Annotated in this window: 21 protein-coding genes and 1 tRNA gene; 7 read left to right on the top strand and 15 right to left on the bottom strand. The window is 39.4% G+C overall.

The annotated features are described in order from the left end of the window. The first annotated feature begins 120 nt into the window (after positions 1 to 120). Positions 121 to 2070 (top strand): hypothetical protein, encoded by a 1950-nt coding sequence (locus IPG37_00780; protein ID QQR53948.1) that lies wholly within the window; start codon positions 121 to 123, stop codon positions 2068 to 2070. Between the two features lie 43 nt (positions 2071 to 2113). Here the strand turns inward: IPG37_00780 and IPG37_00775 are convergent, their stop codons facing one another. The 7 genes from IPG37_00775 to IPG37_00745 form a co-directional block, all read right to left on the bottom strand. Further along, a complete protein-coding gene (locus tag IPG37_00775) occupies positions 2114 to 2944 on the bottom strand; it encodes a metal ABC transporter permease (protein QQR53947.1) in 831 nt (276 codons plus the stop codon). Between the two features lies 1 nt (position 2945). Further along, positions 2946 to 3779 (bottom strand): metal ABC transporter permease, encoded by an 834-nt coding sequence (locus IPG37_00770; protein ID QQR53946.1) that lies wholly within the window; start codon positions 3777 to 3779, stop codon positions 2946 to 2948. Next, complete coding sequence (locus IPG37_00765; GenBank protein QQR53945.1) at positions 3776 to 4522, bottom strand: metal ABC transporter ATP-binding protein; 747 nt, start codon at positions 4520 to 4522, stop codon at positions 3776 to 3778. The genes IPG37_00770 and IPG37_00765 overlap by 4 nt, the downstream gene beginning before the upstream one ends. 3 nt (positions 4523 to 4525) lie before the next feature. Next, positions 4526 to 5497, bottom strand: coding sequence for a zinc ABC transporter substrate-binding protein (locus IPG37_00760; GenBank protein QQR53944.1), 972 nt, complete (start codon positions 5495 to 5497; stop codon positions 4526 to 4528). A 51-nt stretch (positions 5498 to 5548) separates the two neighbouring features. Continuing rightward, positions 5549 to 6625 (bottom strand): hypothetical protein, encoded by a 1077-nt coding sequence (locus tag IPG37_00755; GenBank protein ID QQR53943.1) that lies wholly within the window; start codon positions 6623 to 6625, stop codon positions 5549 to 5551. A gap of 155 nt (positions 6626 to 6780) precedes the next feature. Then, positions 6781 to 8253: a hypothetical protein gene (locus IPG37_00750; protein ID QQR53942.1), complete on the bottom strand. Its 1473-nt coding sequence runs from the start codon at positions 8251 to 8253 to the stop codon at positions 6781 to 6783. A 388-nt stretch (positions 8254 to 8641) separates the two neighbouring features. Continuing rightward, positions 8642 to 9404 (bottom strand): IS5 family transposase gene (locus IPG37_00745; protein ID QQR53941.1). Its coding sequence is split into 2 segments (ribosomal slippage): positions 8642 to 9173 and positions 9172 to 9404, totalling 765 coding nucleotides; the frame shifts between segments, so codons are not numbered across the junction. A 257-nt stretch (positions 9405 to 9661) separates the two neighbouring features. Between IPG37_00745 and IPG37_00740 the strand changes: the two genes are divergently transcribed. Then, positions 9662 to 10066: a hypothetical protein gene (locus IPG37_00740; GenBank protein ID QQR53940.1), complete on the top strand. Its 405-nt coding sequence runs from the start codon at positions 9662 to 9664 to the stop codon at positions 10064 to 10066. 33 nt (positions 10067 to 10099) lie between these two features. Here the strand turns inward: IPG37_00740 and IPG37_00735 are convergent, their stop codons facing one another. Beyond that, the gene (locus tag IPG37_00735) at positions 10100 to 10237 is read right to left on the bottom strand and encodes a hypothetical protein (protein ID QQR53939.1); all 138 of its coding nucleotides are present in this window, start codon (positions 10235 to 10237) and stop codon (positions 10100 to 10102) included. A gap of 1090 nt (positions 10238 to 11327) precedes the next feature. Between IPG37_00735 and IPG37_00730 the strand changes: the two genes are divergently transcribed. From IPG37_00730 to IPG37_00720, 3 genes are all read left to right on the top strand, one after another. Beyond that, positions 11328 to 12473, top strand: a complete 1146-nt coding sequence (locus IPG37_00730; protein QQR53938.1) for a C40 family peptidase — start codon at positions 11328 to 11330, stop codon at positions 12471 to 12473. 115 nt (positions 12474 to 12588) lie between these two features. Next, the gene (locus IPG37_00725) at positions 12589 to 12996 is read left to right on the top strand and encodes a hypothetical protein (protein QQR53937.1); all 408 of its coding nucleotides are present in this window, start codon (positions 12589 to 12591) and stop codon (positions 12994 to 12996) included. A 15-nt stretch (positions 12997 to 13011) separates the two neighbouring features. Beyond that, positions 13012 to 13320: a hypothetical protein gene (locus IPG37_00720; protein QQR53936.1), complete on the top strand. Its 309-nt coding sequence runs from the start codon at positions 13012 to 13014 to the stop codon at positions 13318 to 13320. Here IPG37_00720 and IPG37_00715 read toward each other — a convergent pair. Continuing rightward, positions 13317 to 13925, bottom strand: coding sequence for a hypothetical protein (locus tag IPG37_00715; protein ID QQR53935.1), 609 nt, complete (start codon positions 13923 to 13925; stop codon positions 13317 to 13319). The two genes, IPG37_00720 and IPG37_00715, sit on opposite strands and share 4 nt — an antisense overlap. 133 nt (positions 13926 to 14058) lie before the next feature. Then, on the bottom strand, positions 14059 to 14652 hold the full coding sequence (locus IPG37_00710) for a hypothetical protein (GenBank protein ID QQR53934.1): 594 nt from the start codon (positions 14650 to 14652) through the stop codon (positions 14059 to 14061). A 162-nt stretch (positions 14653 to 14814) separates the two neighbouring features. Between IPG37_00710 and IPG37_00705 the strand changes: the two genes are divergently transcribed. Both IPG37_00705 and thrS read left to right on the top strand, forming a co-directional pair. Then, positions 14815 to 15306, top strand: coding sequence for a hypothetical protein (locus IPG37_00705; GenBank protein ID QQR53933.1), 492 nt, complete (start codon positions 14815 to 14817; stop codon positions 15304 to 15306). 146 nt (positions 15307 to 15452) lie between these two features. Further along, a complete protein-coding gene (gene thrS, locus IPG37_00700; GenBank protein QQR53932.1) occupies positions 15453 to 17156 on the top strand; it encodes a threonine--tRNA ligase in 1704 nt (567 codons plus the stop codon). Here thrS and IPG37_00695 read toward each other — a convergent pair. The 5 genes from IPG37_00695 to rsmH all read right to left on the bottom strand — a co-directional run bounded on the left by IPG37_00695 (position 17153) and on the right by rsmH (position 20635). Further along, positions 17153 to 17812 (bottom strand): endonuclease III, encoded by a 660-nt coding sequence (locus tag IPG37_00695; protein QQR54276.1) that lies wholly within the window; start codon positions 17810 to 17812, stop codon positions 17153 to 17155. The genes thrS and IPG37_00695 overlap by 4 nt on opposite strands. Positions 17813 to 18019: 207 nt before the next feature. Next, positions 18020 to 18094: transfer RNA gene (locus tag IPG37_00690), tRNA-Gln, on the bottom strand. Positions 18095 to 18116: 22 nt separating this feature from the next. Then, positions 18117 to 18413 (bottom strand): septation regulator SpoVG, encoded by a 297-nt coding sequence (gene spoVG, locus IPG37_00685; protein ID QQR53931.1) that lies wholly within the window; start codon positions 18411 to 18413, stop codon positions 18117 to 18119. Between the two features lie 168 nt (positions 18414 to 18581). After that, the gene (locus IPG37_00680; protein ID QQR53930.1) at positions 18582 to 19673 is read right to left on the bottom strand and encodes a hypothetical protein; all 1092 of its coding nucleotides are present in this window, start codon (positions 19671 to 19673) and stop codon (positions 18582 to 18584) included. Between the two features lie 68 nt (positions 19674 to 19741). Next, positions 19742 to 20635, bottom strand: a complete 894-nt coding sequence (gene rsmH, locus IPG37_00675) for a 16S rRNA (cytosine(1402)-N(4))-methyltransferase RsmH (GenBank protein QQR53929.1) — start codon at positions 20633 to 20635, stop codon at positions 19742 to 19744. Between the last annotated feature and the right edge of the window lie 59 nt (positions 20636 to 20694).

Here is a 20694-nt window from a genome sequence, read left to right as displayed (position 1 = left end):
TTGTCAGATGGTTTGACACGCTGCATAAACAGTACAAGTGGCTCTTTACACCGATCATTGATTTTTGAGGACAGCTTTTAGTACAAGCTGATTATCTCTATTTTAAAGTCTGGAATGATTATGAAATATCTTCAAATCTATCACGCAGTACGCATAACAACTTTCGCATTACTCATGAGCACAAATTACTTCATGCAGGCAATGGAACTTGAAGGATCACCAGTCGCACCAACAACCTCTGATCATGTCAGTTACACGTTAAAAGAGTTCGATTTCAAAAACCATCTTCCCATTGGATTTAAAATGAAACTTTCACCTTTGAAGCATAATGTTCACTATGAACTTGATGCAATCATGGGAAACATTGTCACCAGTGACACAAACGTCTATTTTGTCGGCAGATTCAGATTCTGTTTTGCACCAGAAAAAAAGGATTTTCTGACCTCACTTGGCGTAAAAAAAGAGAAAATCCCTTCGTATGTTTACGGTTTTGTTGAGATCGCAAAGACTACGCTAGATAAACTCATACGTTCAAGTGATCAAAAGAAAAGACCGACCTCCGATCTTTCTGAAAACCAGAAAAAACAATTGATTCATCAGGTTGTAAACGATCTAGTAACAACTGATACTACCACCCCAGCAAACTATTATGAAAAGGCAGGGAAACTATCTTGTCGTTTGCAATATTACAGTATCAACGGTATCAGAGATTCAAAAACACATGGAACAACAAGGACAAAAAAACAGATCGATGGCTATTTTTATGACATGACCCACGACCCACTTTTTCAACCCGATTCTGAAAATGATATTCCATCACTTCTGCTTGGACAGCCATTTGTACCAAGAGAGAAAGATGAATCAGTCAAATTTTTATTGCCCATGATCAGCCATTCAAAACTACAACTGTTTAGAATATCAAACGATGAACAAAAAACATCCTCCTTTCAACCCCTTTTTGAAAAACCGATCAGAAATCATAACAGCAGGCCATACATTATCAGGCACATAACTTATGAAAAGAATGATTACATTCTCACCTCATCCGGCTATGCAAACACACTCATGACAAAAATAAGTAAGGAAAACGAAAAACCGTTCGAGTTTGAAAATGCGTATCTGTTAGATACTGCTGCGAAACGTGTTTTTATTGCCAGCCCATCAACGAGTGCATTCACGCACAAGCTCAACCTTAAACTATTCAAGTACGTTGAAAAGGATTTGTGCATTTATGAGAGAGGTTTCCCACAAATACTACAATACCCAAAACACTTTCAAGAAATTTTGAACAGTAATTCTAACGAAACATACAGAATACAATCCTACCAGTTTTTTGAAGAAATGCCTGTAATTGCTACTACTGTCAATCATGTTTTATATATGTTTCAGACAGGTTCAAGTGGTGACTTAACAACTGAAAACAAAGAGCTACTTTTAAATCAAGCAAGGGATCTGTTCATAAATCAAAACGATAATGATGATACTATAAATATGAAACTTCTGGCCTCGCGTATAACATATCCATACATTTTAAAAAATAATAACAAACTGTATCTGCTTGACCCATCAGATGAACCAAGAACAGAACAGCAAGAAAAAACAATAGATAAAAATGTGCTAGCGTTTATCCATCTCAAACCAGACGACCAGAAAAAACTTTTTAAAGATACAACCAACTTAAAAACTGCAAAAGAAAAAAGCTTTGCCATCCACAATGCGATGCATCAGTTTGTAGCACTGGATGAAACAAGCTTTTTGGTTGATAAATATGATAAACTGTATTTGCTCACGTTGAAAAGCGCGGAAGAAATGGCAAGAGAGGAGCAGGAACTACTTAAAAAACAAAAAGAACATGAAATCGAACAAGACAATGTAAAAAAAATGATAAGACATGAACCGCAAACCGCACAAAAGAAAATAGAACAATTGAAAGAAAAGCTCAAGAAAAAAGAAGCAGAATTGCAAAACGACCAGGAAAACGAAAAGCCAAACGGAAAGGAAATCAAAAGATTAACTCGGGAAATAGCAGCCCTGCAAAAAAAGATTAAAGAAGAAGAAGACAACCTTTAAACGCAGGTTAAAAAAACAAAAAGTCTATTTTAAAAATCCAACCTCAATAACCCCTGCTTGCAACATACGCTCCTCCAAAAAAAAGGCCTGCCCACAACGCCATGGATCCGGCAATTGAACAGTCGAACCACAAACCGGTCAACACACCGGCCACGGCAACTAAACCTGCCAAAGCATGGGTCAAAAGGTACGCGGACTTCATTGAACCTGAAAACAGCAGGACCGATGCTGCAGGAACAGTCATGAGGCAGACGGTGACCAGAGAACCGACCACCTCCAACGTTGCCATGATCGTCCAACCGGTCGCAAACGTAAGAAACAGAAACAGCAATCGCGATATATGACGAGGAAGCAACATGCTGTCTTTGTCGAATAACAGGTACTGCAACGGTTTGAACAAAACCGTACTTACCAAAACGTTGACCAAAAAAATACACAACATCACCCAAAAATGCTGCGGTCCGACGTCAACTCCAAAAATAGACAGTTTGTGCATGCTTGCAAACAGGATCTCTCCCAGAAGTACCATATCAATATCAAGGTGCAAGGATGATGTGTACAGATTCACGAGCAGCACGCCGACTGAAAAAAACAGTGGAAAGGTCAACGCAAGCGCCACCTCTTTGCGCTCATCAACAAAAGAGCTCAACAACTCTGTAAACAAAACAGTGCCAATGCCAGATACAAGTGCACCGATCAACAGGGCAACAGGATGCATTGAGCCGGTCAACAGATACGCCACAACAATGCCCGGCACGAGCGCATGTGAAATCGCGTCAGCAACAAGCACAGTGCCTCGCAAAACCAGAAAAAATCCGACTGAGCTACAGGCAAGCGACGTTGCAGTTGCAACAAGAAGAAGCTTTTTTACCATCTTAACCCTTTTTGCTGTGGTACATGGACTTAAAAGAACAATACGCAATCGAAAACAGAGCTGCACTGATGACAAAGATAGAGATCAACGGCCCTGCAGGTATCTGTTTGAAAGACGCACTCAGCAATAGGCCAAGCCCACTGCCAAAGAATGCAACCAACATTGCAACAATCTGCACTGCACGGATCCTGGAACAAAACTGCAACCCAACCATTGCGGGAGCAACCATTAAACTGCTTGTCAACATCACACCAACCAGCGGCAGCCCCAATGAGATAATCGCAAGCAAGAAAAACAGAAGCAGAAAATCATAAAAAACAATATTGTAACCAAGACAAGCCGCGTACAGTCGATCAAAAGCGATTAACTGCAAAGGTTTATAAAAAGTCGCACACACAAAAAATACTATAATTCCCAAACCAACAATATAGATACAGTCCTGACGCGTCAAAAGCACCGGATTGCCAAGCAAAAATCGCATAATCATCGCCTGATCTGCACCCGCATAACGCTGCAAAAAGGAATATAAAAATAGCCCAAATCCAAAAAAAATTGAAAGAATAACACCTAAAATCGCATCCATCTTTAAAAAGCTATGTCGTTCCAAAAAACCGGTCAAAAGAACACCCAGAAAACCGGAAAGCATACCACCCACAAGCATACACAGATAACTGCCTTGAAAAAGACAAAAGCCGAGCACCACGCCCGGCAAGGTCGCATGCGACAGTACATCAGTCATCAAGCTCATTCGACGCAGGACAACATAAACCCCAAAAAAGGCTGCAAACACGGCAAAAAAACTCATACCTACGTACACTGGCCATGCAAGCATCATACACTATCCTTGTGCCAGGAAACCACCGCTCTGCCGTACGCGCGGACCAGATCAGCATATGAACAGGAAGCAAGGTCGGTCGCTGCAAAGAGCTTTTTGTTCAGAAGCACTATGTAATCCGCATACGTCGAAATCGTATTCAGATCGTGGTGAACCATGATAATCGTTTTGCCCTTCAATTGCTCAGCTTCAAGCACAGCCAAAAGCTCAGCTTCTGTTGCCACATCCACCGCTGCAAACGGTTCATCAAGCAGATACAGTTCAGGCTCCTGTGCGAGCGCGCGAGCAAAAAAGACACGCTGTTGCTGGCCCCCGGACAGTCGTCCAATTGGGCGATCCGCATATACATCCATGCCAACTGTTTTGAGTGACTGAAAAACGATCTGTTTATCATACTCTGATGCTCGCGCCAAAAAACCTTGGTACGGATAACGCCCCATCATCACCACTTCAGATACCGTAATTGGAAAATGCCAGTCGATATTTTTTTTCTGCGGCACATACGCAACGGGCGCGGGCAGATTGTTTTGCATGTGAAACTGTATCGATCCTGAAACTGGCTTTTTAATACCCAATAACGCCTGCATTAACGTTGATTTTCCACCACCGTTTGGCCCCACAATGACTGCAAAGCTGTGGCGAGGAACGGTAAATGACAGATCATCCAACACAGGGCTCCCATCATAAGAAACTGTAAGCCCCTGCACGTCTAAGATACACGTATGTGGCGCTGTATCAATCATCGCTTATTTCCTTTCAAAAGGCTCTGGCAAAACTGGATACCCAAACCCATCCACAATGGTACGCATATTATCAAGCATCATCTGTTGATACGCCGCCGGATCGGCACCCTGCATGCCCACCGCGTCTGCAAGTAGCTCGTTTCCAAGAGTAACTTTAAAACCGAGCGTTTCGACCTTTTCGACTACCGCAATCATACTTTTTGACGGAATACATGATTCCAAAAAAACAACTGGCACTTTGTGATCTACAATAAAGTTTGCTAATCCAAGCAGGTCAGCCAATCCTGCCTGCACATCGGTGCTCACCCCCTGCAGCGCAACAACCTGAAACCCATACGCTCGTCCAAAATAGCCAAACGCATCATGCGCGGTAATTAATATTCTTTGTGCAACCGGAATTTTTGCATACGTTTCAAGCAGCTGTTGATGCAGCTGCAGCAGCCTGTGTTTATATTCAGCAACATTTTTATATAAACTATCTGCTTTCTCAGGCATTAGCTGTATAATACGTTCGGCTAACGGATCAATCACAGATGCCCACAACCAAACATCATGCCACACATGCGGATCATATACACCAGGCGCCACTTCAATAAGCTGTTTTGTATCAATGCAGGTTTGGACGGAACAGGATTTGCCGGCAATATCTGACTGCTCAAATAGATCGGTCATCTTGCCTTCCAGGTGCAACCCGTTAAAAACCAACAGATCTGCAGAGCGAATACGTGCAACATCTGATGGACGGACTTTGAACGTATGCGGATCAACTCCCGGGCCCATCAAACAGAACACGTCTGCTTCATTGCCAACAATCGACTGTACCGTTGATGCAATCATCCCTGTTGTACATACAATTGAAAGTTTGTCTGCTTTTGTTCTCTCAAAACGAACCGTTTTATAAACAATAAAAGAAAACAGACAGAACGCTAGCAGTCCAGCCACCAAGTAAGTTCGCACAGCATACCCTAAAAACAAAATGCTTTATTAAAAGTATAGCCGATTTTTAAAATAATCGAAGCTAAAAAACTATTGACCAAGCTGCCTTTCAAGCTCTTCTGGCGAAATGCAATATTGTTTTAACTCATCAAAGCTTTGATTCTGCTTGACGGCATTGATAAACGCTTTGCGTGCTACTTTCCACCGGTCAGATAGTTGGTTATGCGAACCTTCGCCAGGTTCAGTCAAAACAATAAACGTCTGCTTTTCATTGCCAGCCCTGAATGCTCGGTATGTTTTGAGAATATCATCTTTTTCATTGATTAAAGTACCATCGTCTTTGCAAAAATGCAGCAATACAGGCACTTTGATCTTACCTCTTATTTTTTCCAGGTTTTCCAGTGGCGTTGGATAGGTTGGATCAAAATGGTAGCCGGTAAACCAGGGAAAAATAAGGCGGGTTGTGCTATGCATAAAAGCTTTGTGTGCAACAAAATAAGTCAATGGCAACACCATGCAATAGGCTGCGAGCTTTTTGGCCGTATCGGTTGTTTTACCAGTATCGACTGTTGTGCTATATTTTTTTAAAACAAGATTAAGGAGTTTGCAAGAACCAGCAGCAATGCCTATCGCAACCACTTTTGCTGCATAACAGAGAGATGCGACACGTTTAACATCCAAAAACGGCACATCGAGAATAAAGCCCTTGAACGCTGCATCAATTTTTGTCATGGTCTCTTTTTCTACAGAATCATGCTCACCAGCATAGAGCCTTGCCAAAAAATTAATGAAAGTACCGGCGCCGCACGAACGCCCCTCAACCAGCAGCCTATTTTGAATGTCTTTGCCCCGCAGTGGATGTAAAAACGGCTCCTGCTCTGGCAAGCGCGTTACAATCTGTTTGACATGATCAGCCAAAACATCCACGGCAGGCTTGGTATAAAAAACAGCTGCGTCAAGCCGACCGGGCGCATCTGGATAAGCTGGGCCCTCAACGTCTGCAGTATACTCAGTGCCTTTGCCAAACGGTCCATTTTCACCAAACCCATGGGAATACAGATGAACCAGTTTTTCATTCTGTGATACGTGCAAGGGATCAGTATTTACAACAGCAGACAGAAAAACAAAATTAAAGAAAAGTATAAAATTTATAATATAAATAATCATTGAACCATTTTTAAAAAACAAAACAATTTTCTATTGTATCATGTTTTTTAAAAATGTACATCCACCTACAAAAAAAGGAGCAGTTACAGACACAAATACAACCTGCAACTGCTCCTCTCATCTATTTAACGACATTTTTTATAACCTACTATTTTTCAAAAAGATAGCTCAGAAAAGCGACTCATTAACCACTTCCAGAAACGAACTGGCGCTTGCAAAAACCATTTCCATAATGAAGGTGGCTGCTCGGACGGACTTTGAGGATTTTCAGGAGTTGTAGCAGCGCCAGTTGATTGACCATTTCCATCTGTAGTTAAACCTTGAGCAACTTGATTAAGTTGATCAGCTGGTGCGCCATTACCACCTGGCTCCACATGCTTGGCAGCCGGTAACTCTAATAGCTTTTCGACCTCTTCATCCTTAACCTCTTCAGCTTGAAGAAAGTCACTTATAATCTTGATATCGTCAATATTTTCAACCTGAATAAGGTTATCAAGCTGATCAAGTTTAAATTTTTCTTCTACCGCAAGATCCACCTCTAACTTCCTACTGCTAATCTTTTTTAAAATTTTCAAAATCATTTTTTGATACTGCTCATCAGTTGACTTTGTAACAAGCATGACCAGTGACCATAAAAAAGACTGTTTTTCTAATTCAGTTGCGTTAAACTCGGGTCCTTTTTTCAAAACGTCGAGTATAAGATTTTGCTCATGTCGGAGAAAATTTAAAAAACCTCTGTCTGTTGAGCATTCTTGTAACAATTCAAAAATATCCGCAAGCATTTCAACTTTTTGTTTGTTATTTTCTTGGATTTCTACCTTTGCAACTTGCTCAGAAAAATTTTGATCTTCCGTTTGCTCTTCCATATCAGGTTCAACACATAAGGACTCTATTTCCTCTTCATTGAATAGTTTTACATTTTTATTCTGTTTATTATATAAACGTTCATCCAATATTTCCGTTTTAACCTTTTTGAATCTGAAATACCAACCTTTAACCGGTGCATCGTTTGCTACAAAAAAGCGTTCAAGGCCTGTTTTTTCTTCCCCAGTTTCCTGATCAATCCTATCAAACAGTATCGCAATTTTAGCTTCCCCCTTCAATGGCAGCTGTGGTCTCAGTAATGCAACAAGATATAGTGATGCAAGCGCACCCTTCATTTTTCTACTGAGAGGTGAGTGCTGATGAAATATGCTCTCATTATCTTCTTGAGGGCTTCGATCAGCATTGTTATGTAAAATCCTCCCAGTAAAATATTCTCTTGTTTCCTTAAATCCAACAAAAAGCCTATTGGGAAAATAATTGAAGTGGTTCGCAAAACCATCAATGAATGAATATATAACAGGCTTATTTTTTATGTTCGTCCTTCCCACCTGATTTGCCAGATACGTGAAAGACGCCTGTCCTTTCTCTCTATCATTAAAACGTTCGGCATAGTTTTTATTTATGTTGCCACAATTAGAAATGACAAATGTAAAATGATCATGATTCCGCTGATCCCATTTCCTTTGATATCGTTTTTCTTCTACCATTTTAAACATGCAGCCTACTGGCTCTTCAAACATACACAAAGAAGGTGATACAAAAAACATATGAACTATACCAAAATAAAATGTTTTATTCTGCATATTTTTACCCTATTTATTGATTATCGTAGATTTATAACAATCTACACTACTTCAAAAATATAGACTATACATATTCATACCACGGTAATCAATAGAATTGATTATATCCTAGGTGCGCTATCCTTATGGATCATTTTTTTCAGGATTCTTTGCAAAACGACCGCTTAATCAGTGAATAGATATATATTTCAAATAGAAAGACATATTTATAGCTTTGAACAGTTTTTCATTAATAATTGACAGATTTATATTTTTATGAAATATTTAAATCAATAAATATTGTAATACCGTATTTCAAAAAAATTAAAAAATCATGGAGACACATATGTTCAATTTAAAAAATATCATTTTGCTGACAACAACCATATCACTAAGGTGTGTCCTCAATTTAATTAGCAGGGCATAAAAGCTTCAACCATATGTGCATAGATGCGATGTAAAGCATAGATTGAAAGTTTCTAGCAAGTTTTTCAAAACGCATAGCAATGCCGCGAAAATGCTTGAGTCGTGCAAAAAGATTTTCAACTACGTGCCGATTTTTATATAAATGAGGATCAAATTCTGGATTTAGCCCAGTGCTATTTTTTCTTTTTGGTATAATTACTTGCATCCCTTTTGTCCGTCCATAAATACGAATACTATCAGCATCATAGCCTTTGTCAGCGATAAAATATTCTGCTCCTTCGGCCAGATCGATTAATTCGTTTGCAACCTTTGCGTCGTGCACTTGACCCCCAGTGATTTTAAAATTGAGCGGATTTCCATGCGCATCGGTGCACATATGAATCTTTGTAGTAAGTCCACCAGCGGATCTTCCAATTGCTCGCTCTTGACCACGCTGAGCTCCAGTCGCATGTTGGTGAGCTCTAACATAACTTCCGTCGGCGAATACCCATTCTTTATCAACTTCTTTTCGTAGCATAAAAAAAACCTTCCCATAGCCCTTTTTTTGACCAACGATTAAATCGATTAAATGCTGTTTGCCACGGACAAAATTCGGATGGAATATCCCTCCATGGTCCTCCAGTCCGCAATTTCCAAAGAATTGCTTCCATTATATTCCGCTCATTGCCCCACAGGTGGCATCCATGCTTACATAGTATCTCTTCTAGTTGTGACCAAATACCGTCTGTAATAACTCGACGTACCATTGCTCATCCTCGTTGCTGATTTCTGATACAAAAAAACTTATCATTTTGTAGTAAAAATGCAACGTCATTACCTCATTTCAAATTGAGGACACACCTTAGCTACGCACGCACAAGAATACGAAGCTATTGCCTATCAAAAGTATAGTGACAAAAACTATTATAATGAGATTACCATAAAAAAAGATGAAAGACTTTATGCCCAAGATCTTATCTTTGTATCAAAAACAAAAGCAGAGCAGAAAAGACTACATAACTATTTGAATGATATCACAGAAATAGAAAGACTTTTAGAAGGCGTAGAAAATCTATACTGTCCCGGAATAATGAATGATCAAGCATACGAAAATCGTTTGAAATTTTATCATGATAGCATTGCTCATGCAAAAACATTGGATGCAGCTGGCCAACAGCAAGAGATTTTAAGAATGATAAGCGAAGGACCAGAACTCATTAATGATCAAGATCTGTACACTATCATTCAAGCAGCATCAAAAGGAAAAAACCTTTTGGAAATTATCGCATCAAGTACCGAACAGAGACTAAAAGAGTATAACCAAAGACAAAGAGAGTCTGTAGAAAATAGAGGGATAGTTATAATGTACGGTTCTGGTGTTGTTGCGCTTGGATATTCAGTTCTTAGATCGCTAGGAATAATAAAGTAGTGCATGTAACTATTTTATGATCTCATTTTCTTTCTATTCAATATAACGTTTTTGCGGAGGGTTGTGTGCCCAACCCTCCACGCAGCCTGCACAACCTTGCAGGTTGACCGGCTTTTTTGCAGGTGAACTTGGCGCCTCGCTCATTTCATTCGCTGCATCGCCTTCGGACATCCACCTTCATCTGATTTCATACTTTTTTTAAATCAAGCAAAAAGTAACCTTAGCAGCCGTCATGCAATCTGAATACGAAGTAGTCAGGTCGCATATTCGGCGTTAATGAAGCGATCAACCTGCACAGGTTACACGGGGCGGGTTGGAGGGTTTCATGCATAACCCTCCATAAAAAACACATAACTTTAAAGACAAAAAACAGTGATCATGAAATAAAACTTACACAATCACTAAAAAAAGAAAAAAGAAGAAAAAACAAACATAGCTTTGAAAAGATTTATCAATCTTAATAAGTAGATACATGTTTTTTGCGGAGGGTTGCGTGCCCAACCCTCCAACCCACCCAGCACAACCTTGCAGGTTGAATGCTTTATTGCAGGTGAACTTGGCGCTTCGCTCATTTCATTCGCTGCATCGCCTTCGGACCTCCACCTTCATCGGATTTTTAATCTTTATACCTTTTTTTAAATCAAGAAAGCGTCGACCTTAGCAGCCGTCATGCAATCTGAATACGAAGTAGTCAGGTTGCATATTCGGCGTTAATGGAGCGGTCAACCTGCACAGGTTGCACGGGGCGGGTTGGAGGGTTTCGTGCATAACCCTCCACAAAAAAACACAACTTTAAAAACAAAAAAAACAGTGATCATGAAACAAAATTCGGACATCCACCTTCTTCGGATTTTATACCTCATTTTAAATCAAGAAAGATTGCCACCAGACACATAAACATACTTTTTTAACATCAAGAAAGAGTCGACCTTAGCAGCCGTCATGCAATCTGAATACAAAGTAGTCAGGTCGCATATTCGGCGTTAATGAAGCGATCAACCTGCACAGGTTGCACGGGCTGCGTGGAGGGTTTCGTGCATAACCCTCCACAAAAAACACATAACTATTAAAAACAAAAAAACAACGAGCATGAAATAAAATTCGCACAATCATTTAAAAAAAAAAGAAAAAACAAAAATAGCAAAAAAAACAACGATCATAAAACAAAAACCTATTTTTGACTTTTTCATCTGAAACTAATGGTTTACAACCTTGAAACAGTATTGCTATGATACTGCAAAAGATTAACAGAGGAGATTGCATGAAACTCAAAGAAAGCGGCATGATAACAGCATTATGTGTTGGATTGTTGCGCTTAGTCACCGAGTCGATCGATTACGCAAATATCAAAGCAGTCATTGTCAAACCGGTCATCGACATGAGCAGTCATTTTCCATTCTGTTACGACGCTCCCATTGCAGGACAAGATGTAAGTTGCAGGCGAGCAAATCAAGGACTTTTTGGTGAACTGGTTGACTGTTGCTACGGATGGGCCGAGGCAGTAAAAATAGATTACGACAGATGTATTTATGGATTTGATGAATACACCGGACAGCCTTATTCAACCATGTGGGTCAAAAAAAATGCTATCAAACCGCTACGTGACCTAAGCCCTTCGCTCATGAAAGCGATTCCAGATTTACGCAAAAATCAAAAAAATCTTGTTTTAATAACGCCATGGAACGGTTTTTCAGTTGGCACGCGGTTCGTACGAGCGCCAGAATGTGATACACAAGAAAGTTATGCATGTTACATTCCACAGTTTGAACTAGAAAAAATATCGATCGAATACATCAATAAAGCCGATGCAGTTCTGGTTGAAAAACGGGACAAACGAACGACACGAGCTTTATTTCTTGGCATTTTAAGACATCTTATCCAACACGCAGCAGCCCAAAAAGAGGCTGGCATCGTTGCGTATGTGTGGGGCGGATGCAGCTACATTGAAGCTCATGAAAAAGCTGATTATTGGCTCGACTCAGACGTGTGGCACCGACACAAACAGACAGAAATGTATACCGGTTACGACTGCTCAGGACTGGTGTGGCGGATTGCCCAAACTGCAGGAATCAATTTTCCATGGAAGGTATCAAAACTGATCGGGTCAGAAGGTAAAGAAGTAACCAACTACGAAAACCTTCAAAACGGTGACATCATCTGGGTGCAAGGGCATGTTATGATTGTTTCAGACATTGAAAACAGTAAACTCATCGAAGCTGCTGGTTATCATGGCGGTCGTGGCTATGTGTATGAATGCAGCCTGCATGAGAGATTTGCCGGCATCACAACCTATCAGCAGTTATTTGAATGTTTTTTGAACAATGAGCCAGTTCAGATAATGAATGCAGCAGGAATAGTAACACAGACAAGTAGCATCAGATTTATTTCACTGCTTTCAGCAGAGTAATCAAAAATAGAACATTTTTCATTGAACATAATGAATATCTTGCTTTTTTTTATAATCAATTTACAATATGTCATTAATAATTTTATGTTTTCAACAACAACCAGCAGGGCAGTGTATGAATTTTTCAAAATATTTTATTTTTTTTGGGCTTATTATATCGTTTGGCAATGTGCGGGGCGGGTTGACTAAAAACGTCGAAAATTTTATGAATTCAAGCAAGCTGAACAACTTTAACTTTACCAATTTTAACTTGAATGATAATAATCAGCTACAGGCCCTTGCACAGATCGGACAGACTTTTGTCAACAACTCTTTTTGGCAGATGCAGATAGGATTGGCACTTTCGACTGGCACCGCATTTTTTCTGTATGCCTTTATTGTTAACAGCTGTACAGAGAATAATATTAAAAGCTCAGCTAAGAATGCTTTATCCTATTTCTTCATACCCACCGGAGCTATTACCCTTCATACAGCACTGAATTGGTTCATGTTCCAATCAGTGATAAAAGCCGCAAAAATATAGCTCAAGGAATACAAAATGAATTTTTCAAAAAAATACCTCATTATCTTCGGACTGATTATATCGTTTGGCAATGCACAGTGTATGTTTTTGCCCAATCCACCGCTAAAAACTGACCTGTGCACAGTCTCATTAGTAACTGTCGCTGCTCTCTTTCAGCTGTGTCGCACGCCACATAATCCTGTTATTTTACACATACTTGCAACATCTATTGGTACAGGAACAACGCTTTCGCTTTTAGCAAACAATACATACCCATTTGGACATTTAATGGCATGGGGTCTTGTTGGTGCTGCATCTTTTGATTTTTTGATACTAAAAGATTAGCGTTCTAAACTTTGACCTGATATAAAAGAAAGAGGCCTTAGGAGAATATAAGCTTTTTTGTGGGACCTGCGATAGGCATTCGAAACACCATTACCATATGCAAACCCAAAGTAACCACACAACATTAAAAACTCAGCTATCAATGGATGCATGGTGGGATACTCTGCAATACCAGCTTTAGCCTTTCGCAATACTTCATTTTTTATACCCGCAAGTTCTTCCAACTTCTTTTTATCAAGCTTTTCATTCATGATCAGTTCATTCACCAATTTTCTTCCGGCAGCGTCGTTCGGATAGATTTTTTTTGCCTCATGTTGCATACAACGCCGCACATCCTCTACGATAGAGGTAGCTTCGATTTTTTCAATAGATTCCCCAGCAGCAATTTTTAGATTTAAATTCGATCGAAAAAAATCGCCCGACTGACATGTGTCAAAAGCACTATAGAAATCGAGCAGCAATACTGACCGATCATCTGCCTGGAACCCGATACGGACGACTACATCGACATCATCATACATTGGTACTACCTGATCGTTTGCCTGAAAAATCGCAGAAACAACAATTAGATTAATAAAAATTACTGTTTTTAAAAGATTATTCATAAACTTCCTCTTTCACCTTCTCAAAGCTTAACTACGCCATCTTTAATCGTAGTACAACCTCGCAACCGTACGTCAATTATCCAATTTACCTCGCATAAAAGCAATAATTTCACATAATTGCAATTCGTTTGGTTCACACCTTGGCCTTTTGGCTATCTTTCAAAGCTGTCGCTTGTCCATGATCCCTACGATACGCATTCAAAACACCACTGTAATATGCAGACCCAAAATATGTTCCCCAACTCCAAAACCAAACTATAAATGAATTCTTTTGCTGATAATCCGCCGCACCGGCTTTAGCCTCTTTTAATACTTCACTTTTTATGTTGGTAAATTTTTCAACATTACACTCATCAGAACGTTCTTTCGTGATACGTTCTTCTATACCCTTTTCTACAGCAACCTTAATTTCATTTTTACTATCTTCAAAGCCCTCTAATTTTCGGAACCCCGAATTCAACATATTCACCATTTCTGTTTTACGATGAGTTAAACAGAACCGCAGATACTGATCTAATGATAAATCTTCCATCTTTTGCAAATCAAATCCCTTGCCAATCATTAGCTTTGAAATCTCTCTAAACCATGCTTCGGACTGGCAAGAATCTGAAGTGATCGATACAGCAAGATTTAAAGCATCTTCAACCACTCTTCGGTTATATGCCTGAAAAGTAATCGGTATAACAACCGGGCCAATCAAAACTATTACGAGTAGCTTTTTACCCATATTCTCCACCCATTAATACTTAAAACTTTTTACTATTTTTCAGTCTAAAACTAAAATCTGTAACTGTCAAAAAACGGTAAAAGCTTATTAAAAATATAGATTTTTTATTTTTTTCTGGTTTACTTACTTCTAAACAACACTATCACAAACAGCAAGGAAACAATGGAATATGCACTCGTTAGCTTGAGCCAAGCACCCTGGTATGTATGGATTGGACTGGTCTGTGGAATTTCGTTGATCATTAAAAGCACGAAAAGTATTGCCAGCACACTCGTTTCACTGGTCAACCTGCCAACAACCATACTCACCTTGAGCGTTCAATATTTTAAAAATGCATCAGTCACACAGCTTTGGTATTTTGGAACCGCCTCTGGCATTGGCGTTTTTATCGGATATTTCTTTTCTTACGCAACCCCTTTTATGATCTGGCGCGCATTTCGTGCGACCACGACACCGGGCACATATCATGGAACAGGCATGCTGGCACTGTTTTTGGGCATAAAATATATGCTTGGAACATTGCAAGGCACTGAAATGTTACGCATGAATGATGTATGCAAAAATATAGATTTCATGGTAAGTGGATTTTTTGTTGGCTATTTTGGCGGTGCATTTTTGAGATGGATCCAAAACCGTTGCAACAGAAAAAAATAGTGTATATTCAGCAACCTGCCAGCTAGATACGTCATTCTTTTTGTCATTACTTTTTGGCCAAAAGTCGCTATACTTTATTAAGAATATCATAGTAAAGATATGCTTGAGTTATCTCATATCATTTTTAAAATAGATAGAGGGCTGTTATGAACAGTACTGAAAAACTTGAAAAACTAAGGCACTCCGCAGCACATCTTTTGGCACAGGCAATCAAAGAGCTCTTTCCAAAAACACAACTGACCATCGGTCCTGCAACGCCAGAAGGTTTTTTTTATGACGTATTGCCAGAAAAGAATTTTAAGGAAGAAGATTTAAAAATTATTGAAGCACGGATGCATGAGATTGCAAAAAGAAATTTACCGCTAACGCATGAAAAAATTGCAAGGACTGCAGCCAAAGAACTTTACAAAGATAATCGATTTAAAACTGAACTCATCGACGGCATACCCGATGAAACAGTAGGCATTGCACGACAGGGTGACTTTTATGACCTTTGTCGCGGGGGCCATGTTGAAAACACATCAGAAATTAAATACTTTAAACTACTGACAATTTCAGGTTCTTACTGGCGAGCAGATCGAAATGGACAAGCGTTGCAAAGAATTACAGGCACCGCATTCTGGACGGAACAGGAGCTAAAGAATTATGAGCAACAGAAAGAGGATGCCTTAAAATATGATCATCGGCGCATCGGAAAACAACTTGACCTGTTTTCATTTCATGAAGAAGGCGTCGGTTTTCCATTTTATCATCCACGTGGCAAAACAGTTTTAAATGTGCTAACCAGTTTTTTAAAAAAACTACTTGATCGCTACGGTCACGTTGAGATTGAAACACCAACCATGCTGAGCGATGAGCTTTGGAAACGGTCTGGGCACTATCAGTTTTATAAAGACAACATGTATTTTTCAACCATCGATGAATGCGAATATGCAATCAAACCGATGAACTGCCCAGGCGCCATGTTAATTTATAAAGAGCGCCCACGATCCTACCGCGATCTTCCACTGCGACTTGCAGAGTTTGGACACGTACATCGTTATGAACTTTCCGGCGTACTGCACGGCTTGTTTCGTGCACGCGCATTTACTCAAGATGATGCACACATTTTCTGCACTCCAGAACAGCTTGATCATGAGATTGCCAACCTTATTCGTCTCCATCATGAGCTGATTTCAAAATTTGACTTCAAAAAGACCTCAGTTCGTGTTGCCACAAAACCCGCCAAATCATTGAGCAGTGACCAACTTTGGGAAACAGCAACGAATGCTCTGATTCATGGACTCAAAACAGTAGGGTATGAGTTTGAAATTACACCAGGCGAAGGTGCATTCTATGGACCAAAGATCGAATTTCATCTTTTAGATTCGATGGAACGTTCATGGCAATGCGGAACTATTCAGGTTGACTTTTTTCAGCCAGAAAATTTTGATCTTACCTATGTCACAGCGACTGGGGCAAAAGCTCGACCAGTCATCATTCACCGCGCACTTTACGGCTCAATGGAACGTTTTTTTGGCATTTTGCTTGAACATTATAAAGGCAAACTACCATTCTGGCTTGCGCCTGTTCAGATGAAAATATTACCAATCACCGACCAGCAGATCGATTATGCCCATTCGGTTGCACGACTCGTAAAAGAGGCTGGCATTCGCGTTGCCATTGATGAATCGTCTGACCAGATTTCAGCAAAGATTAAAACGGCATACGAAGAAGCGGTGCCATGGGCAATCATTGTGGGCAAAAAGGAGCTTGAAAAAAACAGTGTAACATTACGATATCTTGATGGAAAACAGGAATTTGACCTATCAATTGAAAAACTAATCGAAAAGGCACACGCACACAACTAGCGATGCTTTGTAACACTAACACGCGCACACATTGAAAACAATGGGCAGGTTGAACATTTGGGACTTTGGGGACGGCATACGTTCTGTCCCCACATTACTAACAAACTATTAAACTGTATCCAATATTTTTCTGGAATCACGTTACACAATTGAGCTTCGGTCTGCTCTGCTGTTTTTGTCTGCACAAGACCCAAACGATTTGAGATACGATGCACATGCGTATCGACACACAAAGCGGGAATACCATATGCATACGAAAGAACTAAATGAGCGGTTTTAAGACCAACTCCGGGCAATGCCCGGAGTTGCTTGACGGTTGGAACAATTTTTTCAAAGCGCAGCTTTAGGCAAATTGAAGAAATCGTCTTTATAGTATACGATTTTTTTTTATAAAAACCAACTGGAAAAATAATAGTCGCTATCTCTTGCTCAGAAAGGCAGGACATGGCCATCGGGTCTTTGGCTTTTGCAAACAGTCGCCGCGAAGCCTCAAAGCTTATCTTATCCGTCGTACGGAGACTCAATATGCAACTAATCAATATAAGATATGGATCTTTACCATAGATTTCAATAATCTTTTCTGCCGCAGGTCGCTCAAAACTTTTGGTAGATACAGTCAAAATCTTGACCAAGTTGTCAATGTTTATCACGTATATCCTGTTCACAAACAGTTAATCACAATGATTTTAATGCATTTTTTGCCCATTTGGAACCTGAAAATCCACAGTTGCCAAACAGATCGCGCCCTGACTATCTATGTTATTATGTTCATATTTTTTTAAATTACCAAATAAATGATGCGATTAAAAATCTGCACATACAAACAATGCCTGATGCGATAAGCATAAATTTTAAAAACTACATGGCTGGGGCGGCAGGATTCGAACCTGCGCATGACGGGTCCAAAACCCGTTGCCTTACCGCTTGGCCACGCCCCACAGTTAATGATTTTTCAAATAATTAGTAATTTTCTTCATCAGAATAGCTGTAGCTACCACCCGATTGCATTACTTTGTTGTATTCTTCTATCACGGTACTTTCTATCATCTGACGTGTTTCGCCATTCAATGGATGTACAATATCACGAAAAGTACCATCTCTTCGTTTACGCGACGGCATAGAAACAAACAAACCTTTATTTCCCTCAATTACTTTGAGATCACGAACGATAAAGCTGTTGTCAAAGACTATTGTTGCATATGCCTTTAAACGCCCAACTTCCTTAGTTGGAAAAACTTTTACTTCTGATATTTTCATTGCGTAAATCCTTAAGCGGAACCTTTTCGTGCTTCTTTTCTACTACTCCAACACGCAGATTATTGTACCGCAACTATAAGGTTTGTCAAACATTTTGAATTATCTTTTAATAAAAGGCTTTTTTTAAAAATAAAACGGTGAAAAAAGGGGTGAAAAACAGGTACATTTTTACCCCTTTTTGATAGCGAGTCCTAGATATACAATTAAGCTTGCATAGGCTTGTAAGGATAACAATAGAGCATATTGATTATTAGACTGAGCAATATTGCATTGACGCACAAAAAAACAGAGTCCATAACTACACACATACGAAAATAAAACGAGCCTTAATAAATGCATTTTTTTTAAAGACACAAACTCATCTTTCCGTTGTAGCTTTTGCTCATCCTGCGGCTTTATCTCATGCTCAGGGACAGGTACCGTCTGAAGAACTTCGGCACCTCCTCCAAACGGTTCATGAGTCTCCTGCGTGCTTGAACTATCTGAATTACACTCTGTTTCTGCTTCAGAAGAACCAGCTGCAGTCGTTTTACCTACTATCGTGTCTGCAATGGCATAAGCAAACCTTAAGCTCCGTTTAAGGAGCCTATCAAATTTGCTATATTCACCCGGATACGGACAAGATTCATTTTGAAAAGTTTTTTTCAGAAGTTCTAACCTATCAAGATACTCTCTATTAATGACCAAAAGTTCAATTGACAACAACATGGCATAAATATCATGTTTAATTTTCAACTCCATATGCCGATCTTTTTTAGAGGCACCCGTAAAACTTTTATGGGCCTGCAAAACTTTGTCAAATGCTGGTATCTCATCTTTGGGGACATAATGTGTTAAAAAATTAAGAAAAACCAATCTATTATAATTTTTAATATAACTCCAAGCCTCTTTAAGCCGTTCTGTATTAAAATAGGTTACAGGAAAAGCATCACTCAAAGTTATTGGTAGTTCATCAGAAAAGAGGCTACATGAAAAATCGGTTAACTTATCATTAACCATAACATCAAGTATCTGACATTCATCTTTATAGTCAGTCAACCATAAATCTTTAAAATCAGGACTATTGAAACAAAAGGTTAGGTCAACTATGTTCTGATCAATATCAAGCAAAACAGACCATCCTTCTCTTTCTTGATCATAAAGAATAGTTCCTCCTGGCGCCACAATACTAAAAAACTTTGTAACCTGTGAAGGAATATGCTGATTGTCCATACTATGTAACACATTTACAAACAAAAAAAGAGCTCCCAGAAGTATCATATCTGCAATCCATACTAATCATCTACCTGTTCTGATTATACGAAGATTGAAGCTGATAAATCTATACATTAAGCTTTTTTTTGAAATACACGCAATTTTGCCGAGCGAGATGCACGATTTTGCTTAAGTTCATCGTCAGAGGGAGTTACTGGCTTTTTTGTTATCACCGTACCATGGCCAAGCTGTTCATAGTCTTTAAAAAACCTCTTCACTAACTCATCTTCTAATGAATGGAAACTGATGCATACAATACGCCCACCTGGCAACAACACATCATATGCGCCTTTTAGAAATGATTTAATATTCTCAAGTTCATTATTTACCCTGATACGCAATGCTTGAAACGTTCTGGTTGCAGGGTGAATTTTTGTATCTTTTTTCCAAGGACATACTGATAAAATAACCTGTACAAGCTGACCAGTTGTTGAAAACCTCTTTTTCTTGCGAGCCTGCACTATCGCTTTTGCAATTACCCTTGAATAACGATCTTGGCCATAATCCCAAATAAGTTGCGCAAGTTCATATTCAGATAAGCTATTGACAAAATCTGCAGCTGTTTGGCCAAAATGACTTGCCGACATTCTCATATCCAATGGAGTATCAATACCAAAAGAAAACCCATCTTTCTCATGTATCTGCATAAACGATGTTCCAAAATCAGCCAAAATCCCCTTTATAGATCCTTTTTGTTGCGTATTTAAAAGTTTATAGAGGTGTGCAAAACTACCCCAGACCGGTATAAAGCGATCGGTGAAATCATTATGTATTAACATGCCAAACTGATCTAGCGAGTCCTTATCCCAGTCAATACCAAGTACCTTACAAAAAGGATCCGAATCTAAGATAGCCCGTGTGTGACCACCTGCTCCAAAGGTTGCATCAACATAGATACCTGTATCTTGCATTAAATAAGAAATAACTTCCTGTTTGAGAACAGAAACATGAACAATCGTATATCCCAATCTAATCCCTGCCCATCAACACTATAGTAATTGAATATAACGCTTTACATGACCCATGT

It is taken from the genome of bacterium, from assembly GCA_016699125.1.
GTDB lineage: Bacteria > Babelota > Babeliae > Babelales > Vermiphilaceae > AWTP1-30.
This window is presented reverse-complemented; position numbering and strand designations above follow the sequence as displayed.

Bases quoted from the DNA above. Each gene is read 5' to 3' on its own strand.
- IPG37_00710 (QQR53934.1), bottom strand. From the start codon at position 14,652: ATGGGTAAAAAGCTACTCGTAATAGTTTTGATTGGCCCGGTTGTTATA.
- IPG37_00765 (QQR53945.1), bottom strand. From the start codon at position 4,522: ATGATTGATACAGCGCCACATACGTGTATCTTAGACGTGCAGGGGCTT.
- IPG37_00720 (QQR53936.1), top strand. From the start codon at position 13,012: ATGAATTTTTCAAAAAAATACCTCATTATCTTCGGACTGATTATATCG.
- spoVG (QQR53931.1), bottom strand. From the start codon at position 18,413: ATGAAAATATCAGAAGTAAAAGTTTTTCCAACTAAGGAAGTTGGGCGT.
- IPG37_00750 (QQR53942.1), bottom strand. From the start codon at position 8,253: ATGCAGAATAAAACATTTTATTTTGGTATAGTTCATATGTTTTTTGTA.
- IPG37_00705 (QQR53933.1), top strand. From the start codon at position 14,815: ATGGAATATGCACTCGTTAGCTTGAGCCAAGCACCCTGGTATGTATGG.
- IPG37_00775 (QQR53947.1), bottom strand. From the start codon at position 2,944: ATGGTAAAAAAGCTTCTTCTTGTTGCAACTGCAACGTCGCTTGCCTGT.
- IPG37_00715 (QQR53935.1), bottom strand. From the start codon at position 13,925: ATGAATAATCTTTTAAAAACAGTAATTTTTATTAATCTAATTGTTGTT.
- IPG37_00780 (QQR53948.1), top strand. From the start codon at position 121: ATGAAATATCTTCAAATCTATCACGCAGTACGCATAACAACTTTCGCA.
- IPG37_00770 (QQR53946.1), bottom strand. From the start codon at position 3,779: ATGATGCTTGCATGGCCAGTGTACGTAGGTATGAGTTTTTTTGCCGTG.
- IPG37_00680 (QQR53930.1), bottom strand. From the start codon at position 19,673: ATGATACTTCTGGGAGCTCTTTTTTTGTTTGTAAATGTGTTACATAGT.
- IPG37_00725 (QQR53937.1), top strand. From the start codon at position 12,589: ATGAATTTTTCAAAATATTTTATTTTTTTTGGGCTTATTATATCGTTT.
- IPG37_00755 (QQR53943.1), bottom strand. From the start codon at position 6,625: ATGATTATTTATATTATAAATTTTATACTTTTCTTTAATTTTGTTTTT.
- thrS (QQR53932.1), top strand. From the start codon at position 15,453: ATGAACAGTACTGAAAAACTTGAAAAACTAAGGCACTCCGCAGCACAT.
- IPG37_00730 (QQR53938.1), top strand. From the start codon at position 11,328: ATGAAACTCAAAGAAAGCGGCATGATAACAGCATTATGTGTTGGATTG.
- IPG37_00735 (QQR53939.1), bottom strand. From the start codon at position 10,237: ATGTCCGAAGGCGATGCAGCGAATGAAATGAGCGAGGCGCCAAGTTCA.